22 protein-coding genes and 1 pseudogene are annotated in these 25,502 nt (G+C 63.4%); 12 read left to right on the plus strand and 11 right to left on the minus strand.

Features of this window, described 5'->3' with window-relative positions:
• Window positions 1-31: 31 nt before the first annotated feature.
• From ACYPXD_RS14760 to uraH, 4 genes are all read right to left on the minus strand, one after another.
• The gene (locus ACYPXD_RS14760; RefSeq protein WP_459712463.1) at window positions 32-277 is read right to left on the minus strand and encodes a hypothetical protein; all 246 of its coding nucleotides are present in this window, start codon (window positions 275-277) and stop codon (window positions 32-34) included.
• Window positions 250-414: a HipA N-terminal domain-containing protein gene (locus ACYPXD_RS14765; protein WP_459712465.1), complete on the minus strand. Its 165-nt coding sequence runs from the start codon at window positions 412-414 to the stop codon at window positions 250-252. Before ACYPXD_RS14765 ends, ACYPXD_RS14760 begins: the two co-directional genes overlap by 28 nt.
• 236 nt (window positions 415-650) lie before the next feature.
• Entirely contained in the window at window positions 651-1,844 is a 1,194-nt protein-coding gene (locus ACYPXD_RS14770) for a urate hydroxylase PuuD (protein WP_459712468.1), read from the minus strand.
• A 90-nt stretch (window positions 1,845-1,934) separates the two neighbouring features.
• Window positions 1,935-2,288, minus strand: a complete 354-nt coding sequence (gene uraH, locus ACYPXD_RS14775; RefSeq protein WP_459712471.1) for a hydroxyisourate hydrolase — start codon at window positions 2,286-2,288, stop codon at window positions 1,935-1,937.
• A gap of 378 nt (window positions 2,289-2,666) precedes the next feature.
• Here uraH and ACYPXD_RS14780 point away from each other — a divergent pair.
• Window positions 2,667-4,052 (plus strand): annotated as a pseudogene (locus ACYPXD_RS14780) (8-oxoguanine deaminase).
• A 56-nt stretch (window positions 4,053-4,108) separates the two neighbouring features.
• On the opposite strand, the gene ACYPXD_RS14785 reads toward ACYPXD_RS14780, so the two are convergent.
• Together ACYPXD_RS14785 and ACYPXD_RS14790 are read right to left on the minus strand one after the other, a co-directional pair.
• Entirely contained in the window at window positions 4,109-5,038 is a 930-nt protein-coding gene (locus ACYPXD_RS14785) for a LysR substrate-binding domain-containing protein (RefSeq protein ID WP_459712473.1), read from the minus strand.
• A gap of 364 nt (window positions 5,039-5,402) precedes the next feature.
• A complete protein-coding gene (locus ACYPXD_RS14790; RefSeq protein ID WP_459712475.1) occupies window positions 5,403-5,612 on the minus strand; it encodes a dodecin in 210 nt (69 codons plus the stop codon).
• 265 nt (window positions 5,613-5,877) lie between these two features.
• On the opposite strand from ACYPXD_RS14790, the gene ACYPXD_RS14795 reads away from it, so the two are divergent.
• The 4 genes from ACYPXD_RS14795 to ACYPXD_RS14810 all read left to right on the plus strand — a co-directional run bounded on the left by ACYPXD_RS14795 (window position 5,878) and on the right by ACYPXD_RS14810 (window position 11,277).
• Complete coding sequence (locus ACYPXD_RS14795; protein ID WP_459712478.1) at window positions 5,878-6,789, plus strand: NAD(P)-dependent oxidoreductase; 912 nt, start codon at window positions 5,878-5,880, stop codon at window positions 6,787-6,789.
• Between the two features lie 209 nt (window positions 6,790-6,998).
• A complete protein-coding gene (locus tag ACYPXD_RS14800) occupies window positions 6,999-8,591 on the plus strand; it encodes an ABC-F family ATPase (protein WP_459712480.1) in 1,593 nt (530 codons plus the stop codon).
• Window positions 8,592-8,982: 391 nt separating this feature from the next.
• The gene (locus ACYPXD_RS14805) at window positions 8,983-10,419 is read left to right on the plus strand and encodes an aldehyde dehydrogenase family protein (protein WP_459713328.1); all 1,437 of its coding nucleotides are present in this window, start codon (window positions 8,983-8,985) and stop codon (window positions 10,417-10,419) included.
• A gap of 147 nt (window positions 10,420-10,566) precedes the next feature.
• Complete coding sequence (locus ACYPXD_RS14810) at window positions 10,567-11,277, plus strand: OmpW/AlkL family protein (RefSeq protein WP_459712482.1); 711 nt, start codon at window positions 10,567-10,569, stop codon at window positions 11,275-11,277.
• Between the two features lie 24 nt (window positions 11,278-11,301).
• Here the strand turns inward: ACYPXD_RS14810 and ACYPXD_RS14815 are convergent, their stop codons facing one another.
• Both ACYPXD_RS14815 and ACYPXD_RS14820 read right to left on the minus strand, forming a co-directional pair.
• Window positions 11,302-11,505 carry a DUF1289 domain-containing protein gene (locus ACYPXD_RS14815; protein WP_459712485.1) on the minus strand — a complete coding sequence of 68 codons (204 nt, stop codon included), beginning with the start codon at window positions 11,503-11,505 and terminating at the stop codon, window positions 11,302-11,304.
• A 136-nt stretch (window positions 11,506-11,641) separates the two neighbouring features.
• Window positions 11,642-12,943: an Nramp family divalent metal transporter gene (locus ACYPXD_RS14820; RefSeq protein ID WP_459712486.1), complete on the minus strand. Its 1,302-nt coding sequence runs from the start codon at window positions 12,941-12,943 to the stop codon at window positions 11,642-11,644.
• 395 nt (window positions 12,944-13,338) lie between these two features.
• On the opposite strand from ACYPXD_RS14820, the gene ACYPXD_RS14825 reads away from it, so the two are divergent.
• The 6 genes from ACYPXD_RS14825 to ACYPXD_RS14850 all read left to right on the plus strand — a co-directional run bounded on the left by ACYPXD_RS14825 (window position 13,339) and on the right by ACYPXD_RS14850 (window position 18,831).
• Window positions 13,339-14,442: a polyamine ABC transporter substrate-binding protein gene (locus ACYPXD_RS14825; RefSeq protein ID WP_459712488.1), complete on the plus strand. Its 1,104-nt coding sequence runs from the start codon at window positions 13,339-13,341 to the stop codon at window positions 14,440-14,442.
• Window positions 14,443-14,547: 105 nt separating this feature from the next.
• Window positions 14,548-15,711 carry an ABC transporter ATP-binding protein gene (locus ACYPXD_RS14830; protein ID WP_459712491.1) on the plus strand — a complete coding sequence of 388 codons (1,164 nt, stop codon included), beginning with the start codon at window positions 14,548-14,550 and terminating at the stop codon, window positions 15,709-15,711.
• Window positions 15,708-16,634 carry an ABC transporter permease subunit gene (locus ACYPXD_RS14835; RefSeq protein ID WP_459712494.1) on the plus strand — a complete coding sequence of 309 codons (927 nt, stop codon included), beginning with the start codon at window positions 15,708-15,710 and terminating at the stop codon, window positions 16,632-16,634. Before ACYPXD_RS14830 ends, ACYPXD_RS14835 begins: the two co-directional genes overlap by 4 nt.
• Window positions 16,634-17,452 (plus strand): ABC transporter permease subunit, encoded by an 819-nt coding sequence (locus ACYPXD_RS14840; RefSeq protein WP_459712496.1) that lies wholly within the window; start codon window positions 16,634-16,636, stop codon window positions 17,450-17,452. Before ACYPXD_RS14835 ends, ACYPXD_RS14840 begins: the two co-directional genes overlap by 1 nt.
• Before the next feature lie 19 nt (window positions 17,453-17,471).
• Window positions 17,472-17,708, plus strand: a complete 237-nt coding sequence (locus ACYPXD_RS14845) for a hypothetical protein (RefSeq protein WP_459712498.1) — start codon at window positions 17,472-17,474, stop codon at window positions 17,706-17,708.
• Window positions 17,709-18,054: 346 nt separating this feature from the next.
• Complete coding sequence (locus ACYPXD_RS14850) at window positions 18,055-18,831, plus strand: class I SAM-dependent methyltransferase (RefSeq protein ID WP_459712500.1); 777 nt, start codon at window positions 18,055-18,057, stop codon at window positions 18,829-18,831.
• Between the two features lie 138 nt (window positions 18,832-18,969).
• Here ACYPXD_RS14850 and ACYPXD_RS14855 read toward each other — a convergent pair whose 3' ends face one another.
• The 3 genes from ACYPXD_RS14855 to ACYPXD_RS14865 all read right to left on the minus strand — a co-directional run bounded on the left by ACYPXD_RS14855 (window position 18,970) and on the right by ACYPXD_RS14865 (window position 22,156).
• Entirely contained in the window at window positions 18,970-20,187 is a 1,218-nt protein-coding gene (locus ACYPXD_RS14855) for a tetratricopeptide repeat protein (protein ID WP_459712502.1), read from the minus strand.
• Window positions 20,188-20,349: 162 nt separating this feature from the next.
• On the minus strand, window positions 20,350-21,030 hold the full coding sequence (locus ACYPXD_RS14860; RefSeq protein ID WP_459712505.1) for a PspA/IM30 family protein: 681 nt from the start codon (window positions 21,028-21,030) through the stop codon (window positions 20,350-20,352).
• 472 nt (window positions 21,031-21,502) lie between these two features.
• A complete protein-coding gene (locus ACYPXD_RS14865) occupies window positions 21,503-22,156 on the minus strand; it encodes a plasmid mobilization protein (protein WP_459712507.1) in 654 nt (217 codons plus the stop codon).
• 586 nt (window positions 22,157-22,742) lie between these two features.
• Here ACYPXD_RS14865 and ACYPXD_RS14870 point away from each other — a divergent pair.
• Window positions 22,743-25,259: a penicillin-binding protein 1A gene (locus ACYPXD_RS14870; protein WP_459712509.1), complete on the plus strand. Its 2,517-nt coding sequence runs from the start codon at window positions 22,743-22,745 to the stop codon at window positions 25,257-25,259.
• Window positions 25,260-25,502: the final 243 nt, after the last annotated feature.

Genomic DNA, 25,502 nt, shown 5'->3' on the forward strand with positions numbered 1-25,502 from the left:
AATACGGGCCGCCTGTCCGCTCGCGTTGTGTCTAATTGCGCTTTGCAAGCAGCGGCGAATGGCCTATCACTTCGCGGGCGGGAGCCGGCGGCTGCGCGGCAGAAAATCCCGCTGCCTCGATCGCTCTACTGAGGCTTTTGAGTTTCACGTTTTTCCTGGGGCTCCTCAGGGACTCCATCCCATCGTTCCACGCGTGCAACATCTGCTTTGCCACGCTGCGCCATTGCGGTTCGTTGCGTGCGGCCTCGATCACCTGGTAGCCGACGGCCAGCGCCATGGCGCTTCGCGAACCGGCATGGTCAGACTGACGAAGTCTCCGGGCGAGGCACTGCTGCTGTATTGCAGTACGTATTCGTCCCGCTCGCGAAAGAGCGACGCAACCTTGCGCCCCATGACATGGACGTCGAGCCTCATCGGTTCGACTCCGTGGGTGAGCGCTGCTCGGCGAGAATGTCGTCGAGCGTGCGGCTCAAACCCGTGAGCGACGATCTTCAAATCGAATCCCGCGGCTTCCAGCAACCTGAAGATGGTGGCCATGTTGTAGCCCAAGGGACGCAACGGACGCGTAAGTTTTTGTAGCCTTTAAGCGACATTTATTGGATAACCCATCGCAAATGAAGCCTTGGAGCGACAGGGCAACGAGACTACGCCTACTGCAACGCGCCTCCCTGAAACCACGCAGCGAGCTTTTGCCGCTCGTCATCGGTCATATGCGTGACATTGCCGAGCGGCATCGCCTTCAACGTGACGGCCTGCTGATAAATGCGCTGCGCGTTCTGCGAAATCTCGGCGGGCGTGTCGAACATCACGCCGGCGGGCGCGCTGCCCATCAGTGTCGGATGCGCGGAATGGCACGCGGCGCAGCGCTGCTGCAGGATCGGCGCGATATCGGCCACGACGATCTTCGGCGCGTTAGCGGCTTCGGCCTGCGGCACGACCGGCTTCGGCATGGTCCAGACGAGCGCCGCAACCATCAGCGCGACGCCGCCGAGCGGCAGATACCAGAGCACCTGGCCGCGATGGCGCATCACGAAGAACTGCCGGATCAGCGCGCCGGCCGCCATGATGACCGCGAGCACCGCCCAGTTGTACGGATGCGTGTACGTCATCGCGTAGTGATTCGACAGCATCGCAAACACGACGGGCAGCGTGAAATACGTGTTGTGCACCGAGCGTTGCTTGCCGCGCTTGCCGTAGATCGGGTTCGGCGTATCGCCCTTGAGCATCGCGTCGACCATCTTGCGCTGGCCCGGAATGATCACGAAAAACACGTTCGCCGACATGATCGTCGCGAGCGTCGCGCCCATGATCAGATACGCGGCGCGGCCCGCGAAGATGTGGCACGCAAGCCATGCGCCGACGAGTACGACCAGCGCCACGCAGATGCCGAGCACGCGATCGTTCTTGCCAAGCAGCCGGCACAGCGAGTCGTAAATGATCCATCCGCCCGCGAGAAAGCCGAGCGCCGAGAAGATCGCGACCACCGGTCCCATGTCGAGCACGTTCCTGTCGATCAGATATGTGTTCGGCGCCCACAGGTAAAGCACCGTGAAGAGTCCGAAGCCGGAGAGCCAGGTCGTATACGACGGCCATTTCGACCAGTGCAGGTCGTCGGGCATTTCGGGCGGCGCGACCGTGTACTTCTGCATGTTGTAGAAGCCGCCGCCGTGCACATGCCACAGCTCGCCGAATACACCGCGGCGGCGCTGATTCGGGTCCTGCGGCGGCTTCAGGCTATTGTCGAGTGCAACGAAATAAAACGATTCGCCGATCCACGCGATCGCGGCGATCACATGGAACCAGCGGATCGCGAGGTTCAGCCAGTCGGTGATAAAGCCTTCCATGAAACTCCTCCACTTCCTGTTCGTCGTAGGCGCGGCGCTCATCTGCCGCGCTTAACTGCCGCGCTTAGCTGCCACGCTTAACTGCCACGCTTAACTGCCGCGATACGTGCTATACGACCACGGCGAAACGAGCAGCGGCACGTGGTAGTGCGCATCCGCATCCGCGACGCCGAAGCGCAGCACGACGCGATCGACGAAGCGCGGCTGCGGCAGTTGCGTGCCGGCCGCCGCAAAATAGTCGCCCGCGTGAAACACGAGCTCGTATTCGCCGGCGACGAACGCGCTGCCGTCGAGCAGCGGCTCGCTGCAGCGGCCGTCGCTGTCGGTGGTGGTGGTTTTCAGCGCGCGGCGCGTGTCGCCTGCAAGCGCAAAGAGTTCGACCTTGACGCCGGCGCCAGGACGGCCGTTTGCGGTGTCGAGCACGTGGGTAGTGAGCTTGCCCATTCGCGATTTTCCTTATGTCAATGCGAGGTTTCGGCGGCGGCCCGATCCAGGGGCTAAGCGGCGGATCGAGGCTCCACGTCAGTGGCTACCTACCCGTCGGCGGATTCAAGCGAGCGCCGTGACATGCATTGTAGAAACATTGACGATACCCGCGCGGCCGCGATAGGAAAGATAATGATTCACGCATGAGGGGCGCTCGCTGCGCGCCGCAAGCAGCCGGTCGGCAAGCACCAGGCACGAAGCGCTGACCGGCGTGCGCCACGCCCAACCCACGCGCAGTTGCCACTATATCGCCGCACCGAACCCCACTATCGCTGCGGCGCGCATTGCCAAGCCGATTTTGACCGCCGAAGGTAACACCGATCAAGGAGGAAACGAATGACGGCGACGCAGCGCAACACCCGCGGCAAGACGATGCTGGTCAAACACGCGGAACGACTGGTCACGATGGACGACGCGCGGCGCGAACTGCGCGACGCGGGTCTTTATATCGAAGATGGCCGGATCGTCGCGGTCGGCGCAACGGCCGATCTGCCGCCGACGGCCGACGACGTGCTCGATCTGCGCGGCCATCTCGTGATACCGGGGCTCGTCAACACGCATCACCACATGTATCAGAGCCTCACGCGCGCGCTGCCCGCTGCGCAGAACGCCGAGCTGTTCGGCTGGCTGACGAGCCTCTACAAGGTCTGGGCGCATCTGACGCCCGAGATGATCGAGGTGTCGACGCTGACCGCGATGGCGGAACTGCTGCTGTCGGGCTGCACGACGTCGAGCGACCATCTGTATGTGTTTCCGAACGGCTGCCGGCTCGACGACAGCATCGAAGCCGCGCGGCGCATCGGCATGCGCTTTCATGCGAGCCGCGGCAGCATGAGCGTTGGGCAGCGCGATGGCGGCCTGCCGCCCGACGAGGTTGTCGAAGACGAAGCGCATATCCTCAAAGACACGCAGCGCGTGATCGAGACATATCAAGATGCCGGGCGCTACGCGATGCTGCGCGTCGCTGTCGCGCCGTGCTCGCCGTTTTCGGTGAGTCGCGATCTGATGCGCGAATCGGCGACGCTCGCGCGCAGCTACGGCGTGTCGTTGCATACGCATCTGGCCGAAAACGTCAACGATGTCGCGTATAGCCGCGAGAAGTTCGGCATGACGCCGGCCCAGTACGCGCAGGACCTGGGCTGGGTCGGCCGCGACGTCTGGCATGCACACTGCGTCCAGCTCGACGATGCGGGCATCGCGCTTTTCGCGCGGACGGGCACGGGCGTCGCGCACTGTCCGTGTTCGAACATGCGGCTCGCGTCGGGCATTGCGCCGGTCAAACGGATGCGGCTCGCGGGCGTGCCGGTGGGCCTCGGTGTCGATGGTTCGGCGTCGAACGACGGCGCGCAGATGGTGGCCGAGGTGCGGTAGGCGCTGCTGTTGCAGCGCGTCGGCTTCGGCCCCGATGCGATGAGCGCGCGCGAAGCGCTCGAGATCGCGACGCTCGGCGGCGCGGCGGTGCTGGGCCGCGACGATATCGGCGCGCTCGCGCCGGGCATGGCGGCGGACTTCGTGTCGTTCGATTTGCGACAGCCGCTTTTCGCGGGCGCACTGGCGGACCCGGTCGCGGCGCTCGTGTTTTGCGCGCCCTCGCAAGTGGCGCATAGCGTGATCGGCGGCAGACAGGTCGTGCAAGACGGCGTGCTGGCCACGGTCGAACTGGCGCCGGTGATCGAGCGGCATAACCGTCTCGCGCAGCAGTTGTACGAAGCAGCGCGGTAGGGCGCGGCGGCCGCCGTTCGAACCGAATGCCCGCCGGATGCTCCCGGAGCGCCGGGTTACTTGTCCACCAGCGCGCGTGTTGCCTCCGCAACGAGCCCGCGCAGCCACCGCACTTCGTCCGAGTAATGCACGCGCTCGTGCCATAGCTGGTAATACTGCATCGGCGGGAAATCGAGCGGCGCGGGCATCACCGTCAAAGGCAAGAACTTCGCGTAGTAGTCGGCGAACAGCCGCGTCGTCGTGAAGATCAGATCGGATTTGATCAGCACATATGGCGCGAGATTGAAGTAAGGCAGCGTGACGACCACGTGGCGCTTCAACCGTTCGCGCGCGAGATGCACGTCGATCGCGCCGCGCTGGCCCACCGAATACGGCGTCGGCGCGAGATGCGGCGCGTTCAGATACTGGTCGAGCGTGATCGAGCCGCGCTTCGCGAACGGATGCGTACTACCCATCAGGCAAACGATCTGATCGACGAACAGATTCGACAGATGCAGCTGTTCGGGCGGCTCGGGCCAGTTGCCGATGACGGTGTCGAGCTTGCCGTCCTCGAGCGCGAGCTCATAGTCGAACGCGGGGCCGAGCGAATGAAACTCGAGCTGCGCGTTCGGCGCCGCCTGCCGGAAGCGCTCGACCACCGTCGGCACGAACAGTACGTTCAGATAATCGGGGCAGCCGATCCGGTAACAGCGAATCGACGTCGCGGGGTCGAAGCTGTGCTGCTGGAACTTGATGCGCTCGATTTCACGCAGCGCGTTCTGCGTCGGCTCGAGCAGGCGCAGCCCGTATTCGGTCGGGACCATGCCTGACTTGCCGCGCACGAGCAGCGGATCGCCGGTGATGTCGCGCAGGCGCCGCAGCGCGGCGCTGATCGCCGGCTGCGACTGGTTGAGCTTGACGGCCGCGCGCGTGACGCTGCGTTCCATCAGTAACGTATGCAAAACGCGCAGAAGATAGGTGTCGATCGCCTCGCGTTGCTGACTCATGACGTCTCCGGAATATATGTCGAGGCTGATCGATGTGTGGTGGGGGCATATCGTTTTTAATATAGGGACGAGAGACCGTCAAGGGAGGCTTTCCCGCAGCAGGAATAACGTAATGACATAAAGCGATAACGGGCGGGCGGCGTGGCGTTTTTAATGCGACGAGACGCGGGCAGGCGCGGCGATGGCGGCCCGAGGAAAAAAGCGGGGCGCGTGAGGGGGAAAGAACACCGGAAGAAGCGCGGCAACCGATCGTAGGGCGAATCGCAGAAACGAGCGGCGGCAGACCTGTTTCGTCGGACAAGACAGACCGCGGCTGCCCCCGCGCGCCGGGCGCAGCCATTCAGCGGCCGACAGGCGTGATGCGTCAGTCTTCGAGCCGCAGACCGACCTTGATGGTCACTTGCCAATGCGCGATCTGACTGTTGTCGATGTGTCCGCGCGTTTCGAGCACCTGGAACCAGCACAGATTACGCAAGGTCTTCGACGCTTTGTCGATTGCGCTGCGGATCGCATCGTCACTCGATTTCTGCGAAGAGCCGGTGATTTCGATCGTCTTGTAGACGTGCTCGCTCATGATGATCCTCCAGGTTGGGTCGAAAAAAGTATAGGTAACGCGCCTCTTGCGCATGCCCCGGGTTTGCACGCAGTCGACGTGCCCGAGCGCACACGCCCGCGCCGCCCGCGAACACGGTGGATGGCCGCGCCGTCACGCATGCCGATGCGCGGCGCTATGATGGGCGCCGGAATGCACGAATGGGCATAAGCGGAAACGGCGCAACGGGCAGCATCGGCGCGATGCGACGTTCACCCCATCAACACGTCGAAGAGGAATCGAAATAATGGAAGTGGGTTTTTGCGGCCCGGGCCTGATGGGCGCACCGATGATCCGCCATCTGCTGCGCGCGGGGCATACGGTTCATGTGTGGAACCGCACGCGCGACAAGGCGGAGGCGCTGGCGAAGGACGGCGCGCAGGTCGCATCGACACCGGGCGCGCTGGCCGAGCGGGCCGAACTGATCTTCCTGTGCGTATCGGATGCGGCAGCCGTCGAGCAGGTCGTGTTCGACCCGCAGCACGGTATCGCAACAGCGGCGACCGCGGCGACGGCCGCGCAACGTGCAACCGGCCACGCGCGTGTGCGCCGCATTGTCGATCATTCGAGCATTGCGCCGTCGGCCACGCGCGGCTTTGCGCAACGGGCGGGCGCGGTGGGCATCGGCTGGGTCGATGCGCCGGTGTCGGGCGGGGTGGCCGGCGCGACGGCGGGCACGCTGGCCGTCATGGCGGGCGGCGCCGCAGCCGATGTCGACGCGGCGACGCACGTGATCCGCGCCTACGCGGCGCGCGTGACGCATATGGGCGAGGTCGGCGCGGGTCAGACGGCGAAACTCTGCAATCAGTCGATCGTCACCGCGACGGTCGCCGCGATCGCCGAAGCGGTGAGCCTCGCGCAACGCAGCGGCATCGACGCCGCGCGCCTGACCGAGGCGCTGGCGGGCGGCTGGGCGGACTCGGTGCTGCTGCAAATCTTCGTGCCGCGCATGACGACTAGCGGCGATGTGCCGATCGGCGCCATGCGCACGTTCCAGAAGGACGTCGATACGATTGCCGCGACGGCTTACGAAACGGGCACGCCGATGCCGGTCGCGGGCACCGTGCAGCAGGTGTTGCGGCTGGCCGCGGCGATGGGTCTCGCCGATGCCGATTTCTCCGCTTTCGTCGACGTATTGCAGCCGGGCAAGCGCCGCTGAAAACGGTGCGAATGTGTCGCTGCGGGGCCGTGAGCGCAAGCGCGAATGCCGCGTTTTTGTCGTCGCGTTTGCTGCGGGTTCGCTGCCGGGTTTGCCACGGGTTTGCCTCCATCAAGCACGCGCCACGCGGCCCGAGCGACACGATATGCTGCTAAAATGTTCGGTTTTTCAGCGATCCAGGTCGGATCACTATCTCAAAGGTACGCGCCGTGCTGTCTACTGCCAATATCACGATGCAATTCGGGCCGAAGCCTCTCTTCGAAAACATCTCGGTCAAGTTCGGGGAAGGGAACCGGTATGGACTGATCGGGGCGAACGGCTGCGGCAAGTCGACGTTCATGAAAATTCTGGGCGGCGACCTGGAGCCGACTTCGGGCAACGTCATGCTCGAACCGAACATCCGCCTGGGCAAGCTGCGCCAGGACCAGTTCGCGTATGAAGACGTGCGCGTGCTCGACGTCGTGATGATGGGCCACACGGAAATGTGGGCCGCGATGACCGAGCGCGACGCGATCTACGCGAACCCCGAAGCGACCGACGACGATTACATGCACGCCGCCGAGCTCGAAGCGAAGTTCGCCGAGTACGACGGCTATACGGCCGAGGCGCGCGCGGGCGAACTGCTGCTCGGCATCGGCATCGCACTGGACTTGCATAACGGGACGATGAGCAATGTCGCGCCGGGCTGGAAGCTGCGCGTGCTGCTCGCGCAGGCGCTGTTCTCGAAGCCGGACGTGCTGCTGCTCGACGAGCCGACCAACAACCTCGATATCAACTCGATTCGCTGGCTCGAAGATGTTCTGAACGAGTACAACTCGACGATGATCATCATCTCGCACGACCGCCACTTCCTGAACCAGGTCTGCACGCATATGGCGGACATGGACTACGGCACGCTGAAGGTCTACCCGGGCAACTACGACGACTACATGCTGGCGAGCACGCAGGCGCGCGAGCGCCAGCAGGCGGCGAACGCCAAGGCGAAGGAACGCATTGCCGACTTGCAGGACTTCGTGCGGCGCTTCTCGGCGAACAAGTCGAAGGCACGCCAGGCCACCAGCCGTCTCAAGCAGATCGACAAGATCAAGATCGAGGAATTCAAACCGTCGTCGCGGCAGAATCCGTTTATCCGCTTCGAGTACGAGAAAAAGCTGCACAACATCGCGGTGGTCGGCGAGGACATGACGAAGAAGTACGACCGCACGATCTTCAACCGTTTCAGCATCAGCGTGCAGCCGGGCGAGCGCATCGCGATCATCGGCGAGAACGGCGCGGGCAAGACCACGCTGCTGCGTTCGCTGCTCGGTACGTTGCCGCTCGAACACGGCAAGGTGAAGTGGGCGGAAAACGCGAATATCGGCTATATGCCGCAAGATACCTACGAAGAGTTTCCCGACGACGTCACGCTGATGGACTGGATCGACCAGTACCGCAAGGAAGGCGACGACGAGCAGTCGGTGCGCGGCACGCTCGGCCGGCTGCTGTTCAACGCGGACGATATCCGCAAGTCGGTGAAGGTGCTGTCGGGCGGCGAAAAGGGCCGCATGATCTGGGGCAAGCTGATGCTCGGCCGCCACAATGTGCTGCTGATGGACGAGCCGACGAACCATATGGACATGGAGTCGATCGAGTCGCTGCAGATCGCCCTCGAGAAATACGACGGCACGCTGATTTTCGTGTCGCACGATCGCGAGTTCGTGAGCGGCCTCGCCAACCGGATTATCGAAGTGAAGACCGATGGGACGTTGAACGACTTCGGTGGAAACTACGAGGATTTCCTCGCGGGGCAGGGCGTGCAGTAACAGTCGCTGTGCCCCGCTACCGGCGCGATCGGGCGCCGGGTAGCGAGTGCATGGCCGCGAGGCGCCGCTTGCGTTACCTGGCCGGCGCCTCCGTTTGCCATCCCCGTTGCCATCTCCGTCGCCAGCCATGCCGCGCGAGGAATCTGGTTCATTGTGGCGTCTCGATGCCGGTTCGCACCGGCGTTTTTTTGCGGTGTCGAATTGTAAGGCGGCACCGCGAGAGTGGCTATCCGGTCGCTTCCAGCCGTCGTCGTAGACCTTGGGCCCGCTGTTATAAAGCGGGCCTTTCTCTTGCTCGCCCGAGCTTGGACGCGGCGCCCCGGTATGCATCAGTCGCGCGAGTAAAATGTTTCGACCCGAAGCGCCGCACGCAGACATGGACCGCACCGACATGAAGACCTACGACCAGTTCTACATCGACGGCAAATGGCTCAAGCCGTGCGGCACCGGCACGATCGACGTGATCGACTCCGGGACCGAGCAGGTGATGGGCAGCATTCCCGAAGGTATCGAAGCGGACGCCGAAGCGGCGATCGTCGCGGCGCGCGCCGCATTCGACGCCTGGGCCGCGACGTCGCCGTCACAGCGCGGCGCGTACCTGCAAAAAATCGCCGACAACCTGAAGGCCCGCACCGATGAGCTCGCGCAACTGATCTGCGGCGAAGTCGGCATGCCGATCAAGCTGTCGCGCGCGATACAGGTCGGCAGCGCGGTGCAAAACTGGAACGCCTACGCGAGGCTCGCCAGCGAATTCGCGTTCGAAGAGAAGCTCGGCAATTCGCTCGTCGTGCGCGAGCCGGTCGGCGTCGTGGCGGCGATCACACCGTGGAACTATCCGCTCAACCAGATCACGCTGAAGGTCGCCGCGGCGCTCGCGGCGGGCTGCACGGTCGTGTTGAAGCCATCGGAAATCGCTCCGCTCAATGCGTTTGTGCTCGCCGAGGCGATTCACGAAGCGGGGCTGCCGGCCGGCGTCTTCAATCTCGTGTGCGGCTATGGGCCGGTGGTCGGCGAGGTGCTGGCGTCGCATCCGTCGGTCGATATGGTCTCGTTCACGGGCTCCACGCGCGCGGGCAAGCGCGTGTCCGAGCTCGCCGCGGCGAGCGTCAAGCGCGTCGCGCTCGAACTCGGCGGCAAGTCGGCCTCGGTGATTCTCGACGACGCGGACCTGCCGGCCGCCGTGAAGGCGACCGTCGGCGCATGCTTCCTGAACTCGGGGCAGACGTGCTCCGCGCATACGCGCATGCTCGTGCCCGAAAGCCGTTACGACGAAGTGCGCGCGCTCGCCAAAAGCGCGGCCGAATCCTACGTGCCCGGCGACCCGCGCCATGAACGAACGCGCCTCGGTCCGCTCGCATCGGCCGCGCAGCAGCAACGCGTGCAGCAGTACATTGCGCGCGGCATCGAAGAAGGCGCGGAACTCGTGACCGGCGGTCCCGGCATGCCCGATGGCATACAGCAGGGCTTCTTCGCGAAGCCGACCGTATTCGGCCGCGTGCACCCGAAAGCGACGATCGCGCAGGAAGAAATCTTCGGCCCCGTGCTGACGATTCTCACGTTCAAGGACGAGGACGAAGCCGTCCGTATCGCCAACGATTCGGTGTACGGTCTCGCCGGCGCCGTATGGGCGGGCAGCGACGAACGCGCGCTGGGCATCGCGCGCCGGATGCGTACCGGCCAGGTCAATATCAACGGCGGCGGATGGAACGCGGCCGCGCCGTTCGGCGGCTACAAGCAGTCGGGCTATGGCCGCGAGAACGGCACATATGGCCTCGACGAATATCTCGAGTACAAGGCGATGCAGCTCGCCGTCAACAAGCCGGCGTAAGTCGGCGCCCTGGGCGTTCGATGTGGCGTTCGGCCGCAGGCCCGCGCGTGGGCTTGTCACACTTGACAACGATCAATAATTCAATCGCCGCGCCGCCCGACAATCGTTTCGAGCATCAACGAATCGAAACGACAACGGGGCAAGGCAATGAAAAACAGAACAGGAACGGCGCTCGCGACAGCGTGCGTTGCGCTGGCGGGCGCTTTCGCTGCGCCATCCACCTACGCCGACGACACAGCCAGCGGCGCAGCGGCGGGCGAGAGCCAGCTTGAAAGCCAGGTGGCGCGTCCGGTGGACAGCCCGGTCGAAGGCGGCATTCACGCGCGCGATGTGCTCGTCCGGTTGCGCGGCATCAGCATCATGCCGCAGGTCGGCACGAGCAGCACGTTGTCCACGCTCAATGTGGACGTCAACAACGCGATCGTGCCCGAGATCGACTTCACGTACATGATTCGCGACAACATCGGCGTCGAGCTGATACTCGCGACCTCGCGCCATCAGGTGAGTTCGAACCTGGGCGCGCTTGGCGGCGTGAACGTGTTGCCGCCCACGCTGCTGCTGCAGTATCACTTCAATCACCAGGGGAAGATTCGCCCGTACGTCGGCGCGGGTCTCAACTACACGTACTTCTATAACGACGGCCTCAAAGCCGGGGGCCAGTCGATCGCGGTGAGCCACAGCAGTTTCGGGCCGGCGCTGCAGGCGGGCGTCGACGTGCAGATCACGAAGACGCTGTTCGTCAACGCGGACATCAAGAAAATCTGGATGAGAACCGATGCGACGCTAGGCGGCACGTCGATCGGCACCCTGCGTATCGACCCGCTCGTGGTCGGTCTCGGCGTCGGGATGAAATTCTGAAGAAGCGGCGGCGCTCGGCGCGCGTCAGATCTTGTCGTACTTGAAGCGCATCGCGGTGCCTTCGCGTTCGATCCGCTCCCACACCGTGCGCTTCTCGTCGTCGGTCATAAAGACCCAGTTCGCGACCTCGGTCGCTGTGCGGCCGCAGCCTTTGCAGACTTCGTCGAAAAGCGTGGAGCATACGCCGATACACGGGCTGTCGGGAAGGTCGTGAAGATTTGAAGCCATCGGCAAAGAGGTGAAAAGCGCGGGCGGTCCGTTATGGTAAACGAAAAGCTGCGGCGTTCATTCTCGCCACCCATCGGCTGCCGGCAAGCACGGATGGGCGGCTGAAAAGCCCGCAGTGCGGCGGTCGCGGTCAACCTCAACGTCCAATCACGACCTGCCATACGAGCGCGGCATTGAGCGCGACGATCGCCGCCGCGGCCAGCCACGCGAGCACGAGCGGCGCGCGCTTCACGCGCCAGCCGCGCATCAGCTCCGGGTCGGACCCAAACCGCACGAGCGGCACCACCGCGAGCGGCAATTGCAGGCTCAGCACCACCTGACTTGCGACGAGCAGATCGTTCGAGCCATGCGGGCCGAACAGCGCAACCGCGACCAGCGCGGGCCCGATCGCCAGCCCGCGCGTGAGCAGCGCGCGCTGCCAGCGCGGCATCTTCAGATAGAGAAAGCCTTCCATCACGACCTGTCCGGCGAGCGTGCCCGTCACCGTCGCATTCATCCCGCATGCGAGCAGCGCCGCCGCGAACAGAATGCCCGCCCAATTGGACCCGACGAGCGGCGCGATCAGCGCCTGCGCCTCGGCGAGATCGGTGACGTCGCGATGGCCGTGCGCATGAAATACGGCGGCAGAGACGATCAGCAGCGCGGCGTTGATCAGAAACGCGGCCGATAACGCGCCGAAGGTGCCGACGCTCACGTGCTTGAGCACCCGGGCGATGCCGGCGTCGTCGCCGCCGGGCACGGATTCCTTGACGAGCGCCGAATGCAGATAGAGGTTGTGCGGCATCACGGTGGCGCCGAGTATGCCGGCCGCGAGCCACAGCATGCCGGCGTCGCGCACGATGCGCGGATCCGGCACGGTGCCCGCGAGCGCCGCGTGCCAGTCGGGTTGGGCCAGCGCGAGCTCCACCACGAAGCACATCCCGACGAACAGAATCAGCACGACGACGAATGCTTCGAGCGTGCGCTGGCCGTGCCGCTGCAAGGCCAGCATCGCGAACGTGCCGACCGCGGACATCAGCACGCCGACGGTCAGCGAGACGCCCAGCAGCATCTGTAGCGCGACCGCGCTGCCGACCACTTCCGCGACGTCGCACGCGATGATCGCGATCTCGCTCGCGATCCACAGCGCAAACGCGGTGCGGCGGCGGTAGCGTTCGCGGCACAGTCGCGCGAGATCGCGCCCGGTGACGACGCCCACGCGCGCGGAGACCCACTGCAGCAGCATCGCGGTCAGGCTCGACAGCAGCACGACACTGAGCAGCTGGTAGCCGTAGCTCGCCCCGCCGGATAGCGCGGTGGCCCAATTGCCGGGATCCATATAGCCGACCGCGACAAGCGCGCCCGCGCCGATGAACGACAGCCGGCGCGCAGGCCGCGGCGGCATGCCGTCGGACGGACGGCGGCGCGTCGGGTGCAGCGCGAACGGATTCGTGTTCATCGAAGGCCCTCGTCGACTTGAGCCAGATATCGGGCAAGCGCCATGCCTATGCCGGCTTGCGCGCGTCGCCTTTTTGACAGTCTATAGTGCGGGACGACCGATATCAGGTGTGATTCGAGGTAGACACGGGCCCATAACCCGCTAAAATTGCGCCCATTTTGTCGGTCGCCGCAGCGCTTGTGCCCATTGCGCGCACGCACCGCCGGCTGTACCGTTTGCGCGACATCGGGGCATTTTTTTTGTGGCGCACAACGTTTAGTGGTAGTTTTCGGGGTTTTCAGGGAAGTCGCGGGCGCGCCCCGCCTGAGCGGGACGAGCAGGTACAGGCAAGCGCACCGGCCGCGGCATAAGCGGGGTAGACGGCCGGCGTCGGCTGGCCAGGATCGGAGAACGGAATGAACAAACGGGTGTTGGGCCGGTTGGTTGCGGCGTTTGTGCTATGTGCCGCGCCCTGGTTGCCGGCCGCGGCAAAAGATACGCAATTGAATGTGTACAACTGGTCGGACTACATCGCCAAGGACACTATTCCGAACTTCCAGAAGCAGACCGGCATCCAGGTCAAGTACGACAACTACGACAGCGACGACACGCTGCAGGCCAAGCTCCTCACCGGCAACTCCGGTTACGACATCGTCGTGCCGACCAGCAACTATGCGGGCAAGCAGATCGCCGCCGGCATCTTCGCGCCGCTCGATAAATCGAAGATCCCGAACCTCAAATATCTCGACCCGTCGCTGATGGCGCTCGTCGCCGGCGCCGACCCCGGCAACCAGTTCACGGTGCCGTGGGCGTACGGCACGACCGGCCTCGGCTACAACGTGACGAAGGCCCAGCAGATTCTCGGCAAGAACGTCGCGCTCGATAGCTGGGACATCCTTTTCAAGCCCGAGAACATGTCGAAGCTGAAGGCGTGCGGCGTCTCGGTGCTCGATGCGCCGGACCAGATGTTCGCGGCCGCGCTGCACTATATGGGCAAGGACCCGATGAGCACGAACCCGGCCGACTACCGGGCCGCGCTCGAGATGCTGAAGAAAATCCGCCCGTACATTACGCAGTTCAACTCGTCGGGCTATATCAACGACCTCGTCGGCGGCGATATCTGCTTCGCGTATGGCTGGTCGGGCGACGTCGTGATCGCGAAGCATCGCGCGCTCGAAGCGAAGAAGCCGTACAAGATCGAGTATTACATTCCGAAGGGTGGCGCGCCGGTCTGGTTCGACGTGATGGCGATCCCGAAGGATGCGAAGAACAAGGAAGCCGCGCTCGCGTGGATCAACTACATCGAGACGCCGCAGGTGCACGCGGCGATCACGAATGCCGTTTATTATCCGAGCGCGAACGCCGAAGCGCGCAAGTACGTCGACAAGGACGTCGCGAACGATCCGGCTGTCTATCCGCCGCCCGACGTGGTGAAGACGTTGTTCCTGCTGAAGCCGCTGCCGCCTGAAATCCAGCGTCTGCAGACGCGGCTGTGGACGGAGTTCAAGTCCGGCCGGTAAGCGTTCATCGACCAGGCGGCCCATCGTGCGGGTCCGCATCATTCTTAAGCCCTCGGCGTCCACCGGGGGCTTTGTTCGTCAAATGCAGCAGGAAAGCAGCACATCATGAGCGATCAGTCTGGCGCGCCGGCGGGGGCCGGCACGCTGCCTTCGGGCAATTCTGCCGCTGCCGGTCAAGCAGCGGAAAACTTCGTGCAGATCGTCGACGTCGTGAAGAAGTTCGGCGAGACGGTGGCCGTCAAGGGCGTGAACCTGTCCGTGAAAAAGGGCGAACTGTTCGCGCTGCTCGGTAGTTCGGGCTGCGGTAAGTCGACGCTGTTGCGCATGCTCGCCGGCCTCGAAACCGTGACGTCGGGCAAGATCCTGATCGACGGCGAGGACCTCGCGCACCTGCCGCCGTACCGGCGGCCGACCAACATGATGTTCCAGTCGTATGCGCTGTTCCCGCATATGACGGTCGAATCGAACGTCGCGTTTGGCCTGAAGCAGGAGGGCGTGCCGAAGGCCGAACTGCGCGAGCGTGTGCATGCCGTGCTCGAGCTTGTGCAGATGGGCCGCTTCGCGCAGCGCAAGCCGCATCAGCTATCGGGCGGCCAGCAGCAGCGCGTCGCGCTGGCGCGCAGCCTCGTCAAGCGGCCGAAGCTGCTGCTGCTCGACGAGCCGATGTCGGCGCTCGACAAGCAGATCCGCCAGCGCACGCAGATCGAACTCGTCAACATCCTCGATCAGGTCGGCGTGACCTGCATCATGGTCACGCACGACCAGGAAGAGGCGATGACGATGGCGGGGCGCCTCGCGGTGATGAGCGAAGGGGAGATCGTGCAGATCGGCACCCCGAACGAGGTCTACGAATACCCGAATAGCCGCTTCTCCGCGGAATTCATCGGCTCGACGAATCTGTTCGACGGCAACGTGGTCGAGGACGAACCCGACCACGTCTATATCGAAACGGCCGAGCTGCCGGTGCGCCTGTATGTGAGCCACGGCATCACGGGGCCGCTCGGCATGCCGGTGACGATCTCGGTGCGGCCCGAGCGCATCGCGCTCACGCGCAAGCCGCCCGAGGGCGCGTTCAACTGGGGCAAGGGCGTCGTGATGAACATCGCGTATATGGGCGGTTACTCGCTGTATCACGTGAAGCTCGAGAGCGGCAAGACAGTGGTGGCGAACGTATCGAGCCTCGCGCTGAGCGAGATCGAGACGCCGACGTGGGGCGACGAAGTGTACGTGCGCTGGAGCGCATCGGCCGGCGTGGTGCTGACGTCATGAGCACGCTGCACGCTATTGCGAGCTGGCCGGCGCGGCGCTTTCGCCTGACCGGGAAAACGGCGGTCGTGGCGGGCCCGTTTATCTGGCTGCTGCTGTTTTTCCTCGTGCCGTTTCTGCTGGTCGTGAAGATCAGCTTTGCCGATCAGCAACTCGGCATTCCGCCCTATACGCAGTTGCTGGCGTTCAAGGAGGGCGTGCTCAACATTGCCCTCGATTTCTCGCACTACGCGTTTCTGTTTCAGGACAGCCTGTATTTCGCGACCTATCTGAATTCGCTGCTGGTCGCGGCGGTGACGACGCTGATCTGTCTGCTGATCGGCTATCCGATGGCGTATTACATCGCGCGCTCGAATCCGGCCACGCGCAACATCCTGATGATGATGGTGATGCTGCCGTTCTGGACGTCGTTCCTGATTCGCGTGTACGCGTGGATCGGCATCCTGAAGAACAACGGCTTGCTGAACAATTTCCTGATAACGATCGGGCTGATTCATACGCCCATCGAGTTGTATCGCACGAATATCGGCGTCTATATCGGCATGGTCTATTCGTACCTGCCGTTTCTCGTGATGCCGCTTTACGCGCACCTTGTGAAGATGGACCTGACGCTGCTCGAAGCGGCCTACGACCTTGGCGCGAAGCCGTGGAAGGCGTTCTGGCAGATCACGCTGCCGCTGTCGAAGAACGGCATTATCGCGGGCTGCATGCTGGTGTTTATTCCGGCAGTCGGCGAGTACGTGATTCCGGAACTGCTCGGCGGCGCGAATACGCTGATGATCGGCCGCGTGATGTGGAATGAGTTCTTCGACAACGCGGACTGGCCGATGGCGTCGGCGGTGACCTGCGCGATGGTGTTGCTGTTGCTCGTGCCGATGGCCTTGTTCCAGCATTCGCAGGCGAAAGCGTTGGAGGACAAGCGCTGATGAAGCCGAATCGTTGGTTGCAGATTCTCGCGCTGGGGCTCGGGTTTTTGTTTTTGTATATCCCGATTGTTAGCCTCGTTGTTTACTCGTTTAACGAGTCGCAACTGGTCACGGTGTGGACGCGGTTTTCTACGCGCTGGTATGCAGCGTTGCTGCAGGACGATGAGTTGATTGCTGCTGCGTGGCTGTCATTGCGCGTCGCGTTGCTCACGGCGTTTGCGTCGGTGTTTATCGGCACATGGGCTGGGTTTGTGCTGGCGCGGATGGGACGGTTTCGTGGGTTTACGCTTTATACGGGGATGATTAATGCGCCTTTGGTGATTCCCGAAGTCATTCAAGGCATCTCGTTGCTGCTGCTGTTCGTTGAAATGGGACAGTGGCTGGGGTGGCCCGCCGGGCGCGGGATTCTCACGATCTGGATCGGGCATGTGATGCTTTGTATGTCGTATGTCGCGATTATTGTTCAATCGCGGGTTCGGGATTTGCATCCTTCACTTGAAGAAGCGGCGTTGGATCTTGGGGCTACGCCGTTGAGGGTTTTTTTTAGCGTGACGCTGCCGTTGATTTCGCAAGCTCTCGTTGCTGGGTGGCTTTTGTCTTTTACCCTGTCTATCGATGATCTCGTGCTGTCCGCGTTTTTGTCGGGGCCTGGGTCGACGACTTTGCCACTTGTTGTTTTTTCGCGTGTGCGGCTTGGGTTGAACCCGGAAATGAATGCGTTGGCGACGTTGTTTATCGCTGTCGTGTCTGTTGGTGTCGTTGCCGCGAATGTGTTTATGCAACGGGCTGAAAAACGCAGGCTGGAGATGGCCGCTTAGTGAGCGCGCGGCGTGCTGTGTGTCTTTTTTCCTGGCAGCGGTTGCGACGCGCTGTCGCTGGCATCCGCAATCTCGCCTCGCGGCGCAGGTGTTTGCAAGACGGCTTATCCTGCTCAACCGTGTCAACGCCGCGGCGATGGCGAACGCCGAGCGCTTCAGCGATGAAGCCGCGAATTTCTGCGACTGCGAGCCGGATCAGTGGGACCACATCGAGCATCAACTGAACAGCACATCCGATCCGGTGACAAAACACTAGCGCATCGTCGAACGGGGGAACGCACAGCAATGGGCGGGCAGGCCGGCAACAACTGCTCCGCTTGTCGGAAGTGATCGTGCCGGCCGGCCCATTCCTGTAGCAGTTGTCCCCAGTCTGGTAATGTTCGTGCGACCAGCGATTCACGAACAACGGGGTGACGATGGAAGTTTCGGGCTGGGAGCAACTGGTCCGCTTGTGGGAATTGATCGTGCTGGTCTGCAAATTCCTCTGGAACCTGCTTCGCCTGTTAGGCGGCGGATGAAAGCACTGCGTCATGCAGCGCTCACCGAACTCGCGTAACGTGAAGGTTCCCGGCTAAAGCACACGCTACGAACGGAGACATCCCATGCCGACGTTTGCCAATTCCACCCAGCGCTTCTCCGACCGCGTCGCCGACTACGTCAAGTTTCGCCCCACGTATCCGCGCGAAATCGTCACGTTCCTGCATGACACCTGCGGGCTCGCGCCTCGCGTGCGCGTCGCCGATATCGGAGCCGGCACCGGCATTTCGGCCAAGCTCTTTCTCGACGCCGGCCATCCGGTCGTCGCGGTCGAGCCCAACGATGCAATGCGCGCATCAGCCGACGCATGGCTTGCGTCGTATGACGGCTTTTCGAGCGTAGCGGGCACCGCCGAGGTGACCACGCTCGATCATGCAAGCGTCGAACTTGTCATTGCGGCACAGGCGTTTCACTGGTTCGATCCAGACGCCGCGCGCCGCGAATTCGCACGTATCCTGAAGCCGCACGGCCTCATCGTGCTGATGTGGAATAGCCGGCTGCTCGACGGTTCACCGTTTCTCGCCGGCTACGAGGCGCTGCTGCAGAACTACAGCACCGACTATCAGTCGGTCGCGGAACGTTACGGCGACGACGAATCGATGGCCGCGTGGTTTGGCTCCGCGTTCGCTCACAAAGGATGCTTCGCGAATGCGCAATTGCTCGATTTCGATGGGCTCAAAGGCCGGCTGATGTCGTCATCGTACGCGCCCAAGCAAGGGCATCCGAATCATGAGCCGATGCTCGCCGCGTTGCGTGAACTGTTCGATCGCACGCAGCATGACGGTAGCGTGGAGATTGCGTACGAGACGCGCGTGTACGTCGGATACGCGGCCGCCGCGTAACGACGGGATCAACGAAAAGAAAAAGCCCCATCGGTTTTCGATGGGGCTTCGTTTTGCGTTTCGCACGGCTCACTGTTGTCATGCTGTGCGCCGCGTGCCGCGACGCGATGCATGCGCTGCCGCCCAAGTAACGTTCGTTCAGGTATCGTTCCATCCGCCCGAATCGTCGCTGCCCATATCGACATCGCCGCCCCCGCCGCCGTTGCCGTCATCCCAATCGTTCGACCCCTGACCGAAGTCGACCGACGAGTTGTCGCCGCCCCCGCCGCGACGGCGTTGCTCGTCGTCGACGATCACGTCGCGTTCGATCACGCGGTCACGCCCCGAGTTCAGCGCCTCGCCGAGCAGTACGCCGGTCAGCAGTCCGCCCATGCCGCCACCAAATCCGCCGCCGCCTTGCTGGATGATCACAGGCGGCTGCTGTTGCTGCGGCGGGTAAGGGTAGGGCTGCTGCCCCGGTGGCACTTGCCGGCCGAAATTCGCATCCGCTTCGCGTGCATAAGACGAGTCGCCCGAATAGCTTTGCGCCGACGCCGCTGCCGCATTCGGATCGGGACGCCCTTCGGCACGTGCCTTCAAACTCGCGACCTGCCGTTCGAGTTCGTCGACCTGATAAGGCGGCACCGGATTCTTGCGATCGGACAACCCCTGGACCACGTCGCGCAACTGCGCTTCCATGCCTTCGACTTCTTTTTCGAGCTGCTCGTGGCCCGGTGCCGTCGACAGCCGCACGTCGAGCTTCAGCGAACGCACCGCGTTCAGCAGATCGGTTGCGCGCTTCAGTTGCTCGCGCCGTTCGTCATCGGCATTCGAATCGCTTTGCGAACGCGCGCGGCGCAGCGTCCAGCGCAGGACCAGCGCGATCGCGGCAATGACCACGATGATGCCGATCCACATGCCCATTGAAGGCCCATGATGCTGCGGCGCTTCCGGTGCGAGCACCGCTTGCTGCTCGCCACCGGTCGACGGTTGCGCGAACGGATTGTGCGTCGTGTTGGTCTGCGTCGCGCCTGCGCGCGCGGCATCGCTACGGATGCGCGCTTCGGTTTGCGCGAAGCGGCCGGGGTCGGTGAAGCGCACTTGCGGATCGAGCGTCTTCGCCTGTTCCACCTGTTTGAGCGCGTCCGCATACCGGCCTTGCTGGTCGAGCACCTGCGCATACAGGTAGTGCGCGCGCGCATTGTCGGGATGCGCGTTGAGCACTTCCTGCAGTTCCGTGCCGGCCTTCTGCCAGTTTTGCTGCTGGATCGCCGTTTCGACCTGCGTCGCGGTCGGCACAGCGGCATAGGCGCCGCCCGACACCAGGGCCAGCGACACACACGCGGCAGTGATAAAGGCGATAAAGGGTTTTCTCATGATGCAGGCCGGGCGCCTTGACGCCCGTCTCCATATCGATCGGTTCCGCTACTGGGCGCTGCTGTGGGACACTGCTGTGGGACCCATCACGCCGCGCAAGAATCATGCATCGATGCCTCGCGCGGCGCGTGCGGCCCGCCGTGACCGCAGTCACGCCTCGCGTCACTCAGCAGGCGTGTTCAACTGCTTCTTCAATGCAGCAAGACGATCATCGACCGACGGACCGCGGTTCAGGTCCGCAAGCTTGTCGTCGAGCGCCTTGCCGCTTTTCGTGTCGGCGGAATTCAGGCGCGCGTCGGAGCGTGCATTCGACAACGCCACCTTGTCTTCGAGCTTCTGAAAATCTTCGGACAGGTTCTTGCCGCCGATGCCGCCCAACGCCGTCGCCGCCGTATCCTTCGCCTGTGCGATCTGCTGCTTGGCTTGCAGGATGTTCGACCGCGCGGACAGATCGTTGCGGCGCTGACGCATGTCGTCGATCTGCTGCTTCAACTGATCGACCGACGGCTCGAGCGTGGCCAATTCGCGCGCGAGCGCATCGCGTTCGGTTTCGGCATTGGCCTGCGCGGCCAGCGCCTCGCGCGCGAGCGATTCGTCACCACCTTGCAGCGCGCGTTTGGCGCCGTCTTCGTACTTCTTCGCCTTGTCCGCCGCGACGTCGCGCTTGCTCTGCTGCGTCGCGACCTGAGCCTGAATCTCGATCAGCGAGTTCTCGGCTTTCGCGATGCTCTCGTCGAGTTCGCGCACGATCTGCCGCGCATCTCGCGACGGGTCCTGCACGGAATCGGCTGCATCGTTCAGCAGACCTTTGAGCGTTCGCGAGATGCTGTCGAAAAGCGACATGAAATACCTCCATTGATTGAAATCGGCGCTGAATTCCCGGCGCGCTGACCCGTTCATCCGTTAGTTTATGCCGCCGCGCGGCACGCTGCGCATTTGGCGCGGTTCTACATCGGGGCGGGCGTGTGCATTGCAAGCGTGCTCAACAAAAAACGACGTTTCGATCGCACGATGCAGTGCCGGCGTACCCGCGCAAATGCCACTGCGCAGCAGGCTTCTGCTGGTGCCCGCTGGCATCGCATGGGCTCGGGGATATTACATCACGTGCTCTCTTAAAAAGGGCTTAAACACGATGGCATCGACGCGCGCGTCGAGATCGCGCTGATGTGGTGCGTACGCGCGTTGCAACGCCGGCAACATGGGGCCGAAGGCGTGCCGAACGTACGCCGGACGCGCAGCACCAGATCGACGCTTTCGGAAGCCTGACGCATCGGCGATCGATGCGTCGCATCACGCGAGGTGCGTTACAGGACATTCACGCGAAACGCCCCGTGCCTTCGGTGGGATCGATGAAAGGACTGTCGTCGCGTGAGGAAGTGCCCGCGGCACGCTTCGATTTCGACGGCGATTTCGCGGCCTTCAGCGTCGCGGCTTTCGCGGCCGCGACGCGCGCCGCGGCTTCGGCGGCCGCTTGTGCTTCCGCTGCGCGCAGTGCTTCGTCCACATGCGTATCGACATCGGCTGCTTCAGCGGCCATTGCCGCCAACGCTTGCAGCGGGGTGAGCGGAGCGGGCGTCGGCACGGGCGCGATACTCGCGGGCGCGGCTAAAGCTTGCGGCTGCGGCACGCTGCCGCGATGCGTGTTCAGTGCGCCATCGCTGATCTTTTCGCTGGTCGTTTGCGCCGTTGAGCTTACGCTTCTGAGTGCCGGGGGAAGGGCTTCCCGGTCCGCCTTCGCCGAACCGGCGACGCGCTGCAGCGCTGCGTTCAATGCATCGGGTTCGCGCGGCGCGCGCAGCCAGTCGACAATGCTGGCCGCTTTGACCTGTTCGCTGGTCGCGCCGAAATTGAGTACGGCGCGCCGCATCAGTTCGCTGACGCTGATGCCGAGTTCTTCGGCCGTTGCGGCGATCGCGCGCTTCTGGGCGGGCGACACGAAGACGACGATGCGTTCGCTAGGCTTGTTCATGAGGCGGCTCGCGTATTTTGTTGGCATCGAACAGCGGGTTGTCCCGAGCGGGCATGTGCCGGCATGGCGCATGCGGGCCATCATAAAACGACTGGCCCGGATGCGAAACCGGGCGCGCCGTGAATCTGTTGTGACATCAACGGGTTGTGTACATTTGACGGGCATTGTCCACAGGTCTTTCAACAACTTCTGTTGATAACCGCACTTCCGCACGCGAACGGCCCTTCGCGTTTGCGCCGGTCCGAGCGGGATCGATGCCAGTTAAATCGCACTTGAACCCGGCTTGAGCCCTATTACTGTGCTGTTTTTTCGTTGTTTCGCGTTGTTAGCTTGCACGTTCGAGGAAATTCTTACAAAAAAATCGACTAGCATCACGCTGGTATTCTTTAAAATGCGCTGTTACGTTGCGCACGACGCGCCCGCGACCAAACCGCGACCCCCGCAACCACACCTGCAACCACCCGCAACCACCGTTACCACGCTACGATCACGCTACATTCACGAACGGCGTGCATTCAGACACGCGCACATGCGTACGAACGCACGAAAATAGACGGCGTGGAGCGATGCGCCGACATTCCAAGTCATGCCTATCATCAAACGACCGCCTTCCTCGAACTCATCGGATCATCCTGGCGACCGGGGCCGCGATCCGGATCGATCCGACAATCCGTATCACCGTTATGACGAAGAACCGCCTCGCCGCCGTATGTCACTGCTGACGCGCCTCGTGATGGGTTTTTTCGGGCTGATCGCCGCGCTCGGCGTGGTCGGCGCGCTGATCGTCGGCTATGCGCTCGTGGTGATGAATCCGCAATTGCCGTCGCTCGAAGCGCTGACCGATTACCGGCCGAAGGTGCCACTGCGCGTCTACACGGCGGACCACGTGCTGATCGGCGAATTCGGCGAGGAGCGCCGCAGCCTCGTGCGCTTCCAGGATATCCCCGACCAGATGAAAAAGGCGGTGCTTGCAATCGAGGACTATCGCTTTTACGAGCATGGCGGCGTCGACTTCGTCGGCATCCTGCGCGCGGGTTTCGCCGATCTCGCGCATGGTGGCGCATCGCAGGGCGCAAGCACGATCACGATGCAGGTCGCGCGCAACTTCTTTCTGTCGAGTGAAAAGACCTATACGCGCAAGGTCTACGAGATGCTGCTCGCGTACAAGATCGAACGCGCGCTGTCGAAAGACCAGATTCTCGAGCTGTATATGAATCAGATCTATCTCGGCGAGCGCGCCTACGGTTTCGCCGCCGCGGCGCGCGTGTACTTCGGCCGCGACCTGAAGGACATTTCGCTTGCGCAGGCGGCGATGCTCGCGGGTCTGCCGAAGGCGCCGTCGGCGTACAACCCGGTCGTCAATCCGAAGCGCGCGAAGATTCGCCAGGAATACATCCTCAAGCGCATGCTCGATCTGCGCTATATCACGCAGGATCAATACGATCAGGCGGTGAAGGAAGACATTCACGCGAAGGTGGCGGGCAACGAATACAGCGTGCATGCGGAGTACATCGCCGAAATGGTCCGGCAGATGATGTACGCGCAATACAAGGACGAAACCTATACGCGCGGCCTGAACGTCGTCACCACGATCGATTCGGCCGATCAGGACGCCGCTTACCAGGCGGTGCGCAAGGGCATCATGGACTACGAGCGCCGGCACGGCTATCGCGGTCCCGAAGGTTTTATCGAATTGCCCGCGAATGCCGACGATCGCGAGGAAACGATCGAAGACACGCTGTCCGAGCATCCGGACAACGGCGAGATCGTCTCGGCCGTCGTCACGGCGGCGAGCCCGAAGGAAGTGACCGCGCAGATGCAGGACGGCACGACCGCCACGGTGAAAGCGGACGGTCTGCGTTTCGTGGCCGCGGCGTTGTCGCCGCGCGCCTCGCAGGCACAACGCATCCGGCCCGGCTCGATCATCCGCCTTGTGGAGGATGCGAACGGCAACTGGCAGATCACGCAGCTGCCGCAAGTCGAAGGCGCGCTCGTCTCGCTGACGCCGCAAGACGGCGCGATCCGCGCGCTGATCGGCGGCTTCGATTTCAACAAGAACAAGTTCAACCACGTCACGCAGGCGTGGCGGCAGCCGGGTTCGAGCTTCAAGCCGTTTATCTATTCGGCGGCGCTCGACAAGGGCCTTGGCCCCGCGACGATCATCAACGATGCGCCGCTGTACTTCCCGCCGTCGACGCCGGGCGGCGACCCGTGGGAACCGAAGGACGACGACCAGCCGGACGGTCCGATGTCGATGCGCGTCGCTCTGGAAAAGTCGAAGAACCTCGTGTCGATCCGCATCCTGTCGTATATCGGCACGAAGTACGCGCAAGACTACGTGACGCAGCGCTTCGGCTTCGATGCGGACAAGACGCCGCCTTATCTGCCGATGGCGCTCGGCGCGGGCCTCGTCACGCCGCTGCAATCGGCGAGTGCGTATTCGGTGTTCGCGAACGGCGGCTACCGCGTCAATCCGTATCTGATCGCGGAAGTGACGGACGCGCGTGGCGTCGCGATTTCGCGTGCGCAGCCGCTCGTCGCGGGCCGCGATGCGCCGCGCACGGTCGATCCGCGCAACGCGTACATCATGAACAGCCTGCTGCATTCGGTCGCCACGGCGGGCACCGGCGCGGCGTCGAATGCGCTGCATCGTAACGACCTGCAGGGCAAGACCGGCACCACCAACGATGCGAAGGACGGCTGGTTTGCCGGCTATCAGCAATCGCTCGTCGCCGTCGCGTGGATGGGCTACGACCAGCCGAAGAGCCTCGGCAGCCGCGAATTCGGCGCGCAGCTCGCGCTGCCGATCTGGATGGACTACATGGGCCGCGCGCTGCGCGGCGTGCCGCAAGCCGAGCCCGAGATGCCCGCGGGCGTCGCGAGCGTCGATGGCGAGCTGTTCTATGCGGACCGCGAACCGGGCAGCGGCTTTGTTGCGAGCATCGGCATGGACGGTGCGAACCCGCTTGCCGCCGCCAGCGACGTGCAGGGCGGCGTGGGCCCGGCGTCGATGTCGCCGCAGCAGCAGGCGCAGCCGCAGCCCACCGTTTCATCGACGGAGAAGAAACAGATTCTCGATCTGTTCGAATCGAACAAGCCGTGATAGCCGGTTAGGGTTCCGAGCTGGAACCGGAAAGCGCGTCCATGCAATTGCCGGACGCGCTTTTTTGTTGGCGTGCAGTGAGTCACCGGTGCGATCAGCCGGGCCGTGCAAACGAAGGCCACGACTCGAATCAACCGGCCCTGATCGGGTCCGGCCGGCAACGATCACGCGTGGTTCCCGCGTAGCACATCGAGATCTGATTCGCTGATGTAATGCATCGGACTGTGCACCCAACCTGGCCTT

The organism is Paraburkholderia sp. 2C, assembly GCF_054589215.1.

Bases quoted from the DNA above. Each gene is read 5' to 3' on its own strand.
- ACYPXD_RS14760 (WP_459712463.1), bottom strand. From the start codon at position 277: ATGGCGCTGGCCGTCGGCTACCAGGTGATCGAGGCCGCACGCAACGAA.
- ACYPXD_RS14765 (WP_459712465.1), bottom strand. From the start codon at position 414: ATGAGGCTCGACGTCCATGTCATGGGGCGCAAGGTTGCGTCGCTCTTT.
- ACYPXD_RS14770 (WP_459712468.1), bottom strand. From the start codon at position 1,844: ATGGAAGGCTTTATCACCGACTGGCTGAACCTCGCGATCCGCTGGTTC.
- uraH (WP_459712471.1), bottom strand. From the start codon at position 2,288: ATGGGCAAGCTCACTACCCACGTGCTCGACACCGCAAACGGCCGTCCT.
- ACYPXD_RS14785 (WP_459712473.1), bottom strand. From the start codon at position 5,038: ATGAGTCAGCAACGCGAGGCGATCGACACCTATCTTCTGCGCGTTTTG.
- ACYPXD_RS14790 (WP_459712475.1), bottom strand. From the start codon at position 5,612: ATGAGCGAGCACGTCTACAAGACGATCGAAATCACCGGCTCTTCGCAG.
- ACYPXD_RS14795 (WP_459712478.1), top strand. From the start codon at position 5,878: ATGGAAGTGGGTTTTTGCGGCCCGGGCCTGATGGGCGCACCGATGATC.
- ACYPXD_RS14805 (WP_459713328.1), top strand. From the start codon at position 8,983: ATGAAGACCTACGACCAGTTCTACATCGACGGCAAATGGCTCAAGCCG.
- ACYPXD_RS14810 (WP_459712482.1), top strand. From the start codon at position 10,567: ATGAAAAACAGAACAGGAACGGCGCTCGCGACAGCGTGCGTTGCGCTG.
- ACYPXD_RS14815 (WP_459712485.1), bottom strand. From the start codon at position 11,505: ATGGCTTCAAATCTTCACGACCTTCCCGACAGCCCGTGTATCGGCGTA.
- ACYPXD_RS14820 (WP_459712486.1), bottom strand. From the start codon at position 12,943: ATGAACACGAATCCGTTCGCGCTGCACCCGACGCGCCGCCGTCCGTCC.
- ACYPXD_RS14825 (WP_459712488.1), top strand. From the start codon at position 13,339: ATGAACAAACGGGTGTTGGGCCGGTTGGTTGCGGCGTTTGTGCTATGT.
- ACYPXD_RS14830 (WP_459712491.1), top strand. From the start codon at position 14,548: ATGAGCGATCAGTCTGGCGCGCCGGCGGGGGCCGGCACGCTGCCTTCG.
- ACYPXD_RS14835 (WP_459712494.1), top strand. From the start codon at position 15,708: ATGAGCACGCTGCACGCTATTGCGAGCTGGCCGGCGCGGCGCTTTCGC.
- ACYPXD_RS14840 (WP_459712496.1), top strand. From the start codon at position 16,634: ATGAAGCCGAATCGTTGGTTGCAGATTCTCGCGCTGGGGCTCGGGTTT.
- ACYPXD_RS14850 (WP_459712500.1), top strand. From the start codon at position 18,055: ATGCCGACGTTTGCCAATTCCACCCAGCGCTTCTCCGACCGCGTCGCC.
- ACYPXD_RS14855 (WP_459712502.1), bottom strand. From the start codon at position 20,187: ATGAGAAAACCCTTTATCGCCTTTATCACTGCCGCGTGTGTGTCGCTG.
- ACYPXD_RS14860 (WP_459712505.1), bottom strand. From the start codon at position 21,030: ATGTCGCTTTTCGACAGCATCTCGCGAACGCTCAAAGGTCTGCTGAAC.
- ACYPXD_RS14865 (WP_459712507.1), bottom strand. From the start codon at position 22,156: ATGAACAAGCCTAGCGAACGCATCGTCGTCTTCGTGTCGCCCGCCCAG.
- ACYPXD_RS14870 (WP_459712509.1), top strand. From the start codon at position 22,743: ATGCCTATCATCAAACGACCGCCTTCCTCGAACTCATCGGATCATCCT.